Source organism: Pseudoalteromonas sp. APC 3224, assembly GCF_030407535.1.
Classification (GTDB): Bacteria; Pseudomonadota; Gammaproteobacteria; order Enterobacterales; family Alteromonadaceae; genus Pseudoalteromonas.
The window spans coordinates 1-5,057 of sequence record NZ_JASDDF010000068.1; the positions used below are offsets into that span (position 1 = coordinate 1).

The 5,057-nt window shown below is 36.1% G+C and carries 4 protein-coding genes; 1 reads left to right on the top strand and 3 read right to left on the bottom strand.

Annotation, left to right across the window (positions count from 1 at the left end):
• Positions 1-233 precede the first annotated feature (233 nt).
• Entirely contained in the window at positions 234-1,064 is an 831-nt protein-coding gene (locus QL989_RS18995) for a hypothetical protein (RefSeq protein ID WP_290171697.1), read from the bottom strand.
• Positions 1,065-1,099: 35 nt separating this feature from the next.
• A complete protein-coding gene (locus QL989_RS19000) occupies positions 1,100-1,342 on the bottom strand; it encodes a S24 family peptidase (protein WP_290171699.1) in 243 nt (80 codons plus the stop codon).
• A 322-nt stretch (positions 1,343-1,664) separates the two neighbouring features.
• Between QL989_RS19000 and QL989_RS19005 the strand changes: the two genes are divergently transcribed.
• On the top strand, positions 1,665-2,477 hold the full coding sequence (locus tag QL989_RS19005; protein WP_290171700.1) for an alpha/beta hydrolase: 813 nt from the start codon (positions 1,665-1,667) through the stop codon (positions 2,475-2,477).
• A 170-nt stretch (positions 2,478-2,647) separates the two neighbouring features.
• Here the strand turns inward: QL989_RS19005 and QL989_RS19010 are convergent, their stop codons facing one another.
• Complete coding sequence (locus tag QL989_RS19010) at positions 2,648-4,780, bottom strand: pre-peptidase C-terminal domain-containing protein (protein WP_290171701.1); 2,133 nt, start codon at positions 4,778-4,780, stop codon at positions 2,648-2,650.
• Between the last annotated feature and the right edge of the window lie 277 nt (positions 4,781-5,057).

Sequence of the window (5,057 nt, forward strand, 5' to 3'; positions counted from 1 at the left end):
TGGAGATATAGAAAAACACATTATAAAGTTTGGGAAATTATTATTAGAGCTTCAACATTTTTGTTACCCAACAGTGAATGAAAGAGTGGAAATACATTTCGCCACTCATTACCACAATATGAATGGGCTAGTTCGTTTATATAGCCAACCGAAAAATTCAAATTTATGATTAAATTACAAATAATATAAAGCCCGTACTTAGTGGGCTTTTTTATTATTCATAAAATATTGATTTAATTTTCAACGTCGAATTGATCGTAACTAACACATATCAAATTTTGGCTTTTTTCATTTAGCTCATATAATCTCCATGAATCAATAAAATTCAATTCATCTATAGACACTATTTCTTCTACACTAAAGCCTAACCTAAAGTTAGGTTGTATAAAGTTCCACTCATTACAGAACTGACTATTATGTAAAATAAAAGCGACAAGAGTTTTTTTGTTATATTTGTATTTAAGTGCGTATTTAACTTCATCGTTATAAACATGACCACTAAACCGTCTTATTTTTCGGCCGATCGAAGCACCTATGAGTTTATCTTTAAATTTTGGAAAGGTGCAAGATATATAAACTGATGGGGTTTGTAACTTAATTACTGAGTTTTCAAAATCTGGCTCATAGTTTTTATCACCCCCTATAAATATTTTACTATATTGAGGAACTTCAATTTTCTCACTTGATAAAGGCCCTAAAATTAAAGGGGAATTATATTTCTTTAACACCATTGCTCGACTGTCAGGAAACTGAACTAAAATCTCTTGTATGCTCACTGGTTTATCTTTCTGATTCATCAAAACTAACGAGGTTATTTGAGCGGGAAGGTAGCTTGAACTTGGATCATTTAATGCAAAGTTTACCCTAACGTCATTAGATATTTTTTTATACCCTAAATGGATAGTAAGGGAGGTGGCTAGAAGGAAAAAAACAGGCTTTAAGTACTTGTCTATAATACACAATATTGATTGTGATCCATCAAGAACAGATGGAAGTGCATCACTTAAAATCACCCCAACAAAAATCAACAATATACAGACAAATATCATTTTTAAGTTTTTCATATACATCCTTGTAATAGTTAAAAATATTATTAATTTTAAAGTGACTTACCCGTAAATATTACCTTACCCACTAACGTACAATTGCCGTTTATTGGGATTAGTTGTTCTGACCAATTGGGGTTGGCGGCTTTTAATAATTTGTGGCCACCTTCAATAATTAGCTGTTTAAATGTGGCTTGGTTGTGGTCATCTAAACGGTCTACTAAGTACGAACCGTGAATGCATTCGGCTTCAGGGTCTACAAAAATCAAATCACTTTCATTAAACTTTGGTTCCATTCTCACACCTTGCACCCTTAAAAAATTAAGTCACTGCAATTAACAGGACACATAAAGCGTTATGTATCATAAGCTTTAATTTATCAAATAATTTCCTGGTAGAAAAAAGCTGTAAGCATGCCGCCAAGTTACTAAATTTATGAATTATTTAGACTATGGCATAGGGTCACAGAGGTTTATAGGTTTGAATAGGGAAATCTATTAGTCAAAACATGATTTAAGGGTGATTATTTATTTCTGAGGTTCTGTGATAGAGAATTTATTTATAAACATAGTGCTTAATGTTATAAACTTAAGCTAACTACTAATTTGCTTTAACAATATGAAACTAATAATAAAAACGATTCTATTTTGGGTATTAATCACCTCAACCGCTGCCTTTGCTGAGCTTGCTAAAGTGCAAGTAAATGGCTTTGATATTGAATATGAAATGGCGGGGAGTGGTAAACACACTGTTTTACTTGAGGCGGGTGGCTCTGCAGGGCTTAGTGATTGGGATCCCATTTATAACTCGCTTATCAAGCATGCAAAAGTAATTCGCTATTCTCGAATTGGCAATGGCGGCTCTTCGCAAATAAAGAAAAACTATAGCTCAGAGCAGTATGCTACTGAGGCTTTACTATTACTCAAAGCGCTAAAAATTGATGAACCAGTAGTTTATGTGGCGCATTCTTATGGTGCTTATATCGCAAGGGTATTTGCAGCAAGTTACCCCGATAACATTAAAGCGTTAATGTTAATTGAACCCGCCTCAGAGCATGATGTTGATATTATGCGTAAGATTGATTTACCGCGCGCTGAAAAAGAAATTGCCGCTATAAAACGTGATGATATGAAAAACGGCATGTCGAATCAGTATTTAGACTTTTGGTCGAAGCGACCTTTGCCCGATTATCCACAAATAGCAGATATTCCCGTGACGGTTATTGCCTCAGTTAAAAAATATGAAAATCCATCGGTGTTATTTTTTACTGATAAAGGGCGTGAAATGTGGGGAGAACTGCATTCAAACTGGGCTAATGATTTTCCTCAAGGTGAGATAGTGCTAACCAGTAAAAGTTACCACTATCCACAAAATGATGAGCCAGAAATGGTAGTTAAACAAGTTTTGAAGCTATTATCACGCACTCAATAGCGAGATCGGATTATGTTTTTTAATAACGACTAACTATGAGTTCTTTTTGTAATAGGTGGTATTTTTTATTTATTGTGATGTTTATTACGCCTGCATTAAAAGAGTAAATTAAAACCAAATAAAAAGCACTGCAGGTTCACTACAGTGCTTTTTTAGGGGAATGATATTATTTATTTTGCAGTTGCAACAAGCTTAACCCAATCGTAATTAGTGACACCTAACAAGCCGATTTGTAATGTCTGGCCTGAACTCACTTCTAAGATACAACTTTCATTGTTGTCTTTGTTGTTCGATAAGCAATCATATTGTGTTTTTGTTACCGCTGCATCCGCTCGAACATAGAGGTTAGTATTTCCCTCGCCACCCAATGTTTTTATGTTTACAGTGGTTGCGCCTGTAGGTACTACATAACTATAGCGCTGCCAAAAATCTGGAAATCCATAAGCACGAGACGTTAATACGCGAGTGTCATTATCTGTAGGTGGTGCGCTATTTTCATAATTAGCCACGATAGTTACGTTTTGATAGCTGTTATACGCTTTAAGCATAATGTAAAAACGACCTTCTCCTTGACTTATATTACAGCTTTCATTGTTACCATTTCTAAATGGGCGGCAGTCGTAATTATTTGTGCTTGGCACTGTACTCTTTTTAACATAGAGGTCTGCATCACCTGAACCACCCGTTATGTCGATTGAGATGTTAGTGCTATTTGCAGGTACATCAATATAGTAAATAGTCTCTTGATTTAATGCTGCACTTTGGCCTGTTAATGCTTGCCCTTTAGTTAATTCAACTTCTGTTGGTGAGCCATTTGAAACATTAATTGTTTGGGTTAGCGTGTTTGTATTATTGTTACTATCTTGCACCGTAACAGAGACGTCGTAATCACCCTCAGATACAAAATTATGCACTACAGTTGCACCTGTATCGGTTTGATTATCGCCAAAGTTCCAACTATAGCTATTGATAGTACCTGCTGAGCTGGAGCTTGTTGCATCAAAATTACACTGTAATTGCTCACAGCTGTATTCAAAACGTGCGGTAGGTGGCAGTGGTGTATTACCGTCGTTATCGCCAACAGGCACTGTGTTATTAAAGTAAGTTGCGACTTGGGGCCAAATCTTACTTATTTTGGCGCCTTTATTGTAGCATCCGCCTAAATGATGAAGTGCAATAACACGATTACTTGATGCTGCAACAACAGGAGAACCAGAAGAGCCGCCTATAGTGTCACAATAGTATCCAATATCAGTATTACTTCCACGCCCATTCGTTGAGGGGGCATTAACTTGGCACAAACCATTGGTGTCTTGATCAGATTCAATCGACAGCTCCTTAGGATTACCTGAACCATGTTGCGGAATATAAATACGTTCACTTTGCTGTGCGTTTCGCACATCAAGCCCTAAGTAACCAAACTGTTCAATATTGGCAAAGTCATTAACACTAAATAGGGTGTAATCTAACGTGTAATCAGTTTTAAAAAACTCTTTACCTGTTACTTTTACAGTGGTTTCTCTGGTTGTCCCATTACAACTTTTATTTTGGTAGTTAAACCACACTTCTGTAGAGGCAAGCTCAGATGCAGTTTCAATACAGTGGTTATTGGTAAATAATTTATTATCGCTGCCAACGCGCCAACCGGTACATAAGCTGCGGCCACCAATTACTAAGCGTGCTACGGGGCGGCTGCGGTCAAACTCTGTTGGGTTGTAATTAGCCCAACACTGCACATCTTTGCGCTCATTAATACCGCAGGTAGACAAAGGGGCAGGTTTATTTTGTTCATTGATATTTATATTGGCACTTTCAGTGCCGTAAAAATAGCTATCAATAACACCAAACTGGTGTTGCTGCTTACTGTTTTTTGGATCAGGGTAATATTCAATGATAACGCTGTCATTTGAAACCGACATAGAAGAAAATGAATGCACACCATCATCTCCGTTTAAGCTATCGATTGTTGCAGCGTCCATATTATTCCTACTATATTCATATCGCTCTGAGTTGTCTTCGCTTCTAACGATTAACTTTGCGTCACCATTTAGATCTACTTGGCTAAAATGTAGCTTTATATAATCAGCATTAGGGTGCGATAAAGTTTGGGTAATTACAGGGCCTTGTGTTGTTTCGATTGTAAATTGCCTAGAAAGATTTACATGTGTATTAGCGTGTTTGGCAATTGTGGTTTTTTTTGCTTCTTGAGTGTGTTGTAAAATAGTGAGCTCATCGATTGCAGCAAAACTGTATTGTGCATAGATAGCTGAAGCGAGCAATGCTGCGTATTTACATTTTTTCATCTTTATATCCTTTTTCACTAATAAGTGGTTTGATGTAACGTAAATGATCAACTGCATGCCCATATGATTTAATTTTGAGCAAATAATCAGTACCTAATTTACATACTAAGGGTAGGCCGCATTTTGATCTTCGCCAGAAAAAATTAAAATATTTTTAACTTTACTCGGAAATTATTGCATTTTTCACTTTGAAATCAGCTTATTTTAAAAAGGATAAATGGCTTAATATTCAATATAAAAGTTTGAGCAGAATATGTTTACCGTTGACTCTAAGCGG

What these genes read in the sequence shown, in the direction of transcription:
- QL989_RS19010 (WP_290171701.1), bottom strand. Translation starts at nt 4,780, where the DNA reads ATGAAAAAATGTAAATACGCAGCATTGCTCGCTTCAGCTATCTATGCA.
- QL989_RS19000 (WP_290171699.1), bottom strand. Translation starts at nt 1,342, where the DNA reads ATGGAACCAAAGTTTAATGAAAGTGATTTGATTTTTGTAGACCCTGAA.
- QL989_RS19005 (WP_290171700.1), top strand. Translation starts at nt 1,665, where the DNA reads ATGAAACTAATAATAAAAACGATTCTATTTTGGGTATTAATCACCTCA.
- QL989_RS18995 (WP_290171697.1), bottom strand. Translation starts at nt 1,064, where the DNA reads ATGAAAAACTTAAAAATGATATTTGTCTGTATATTGTTGATTTTTGTT.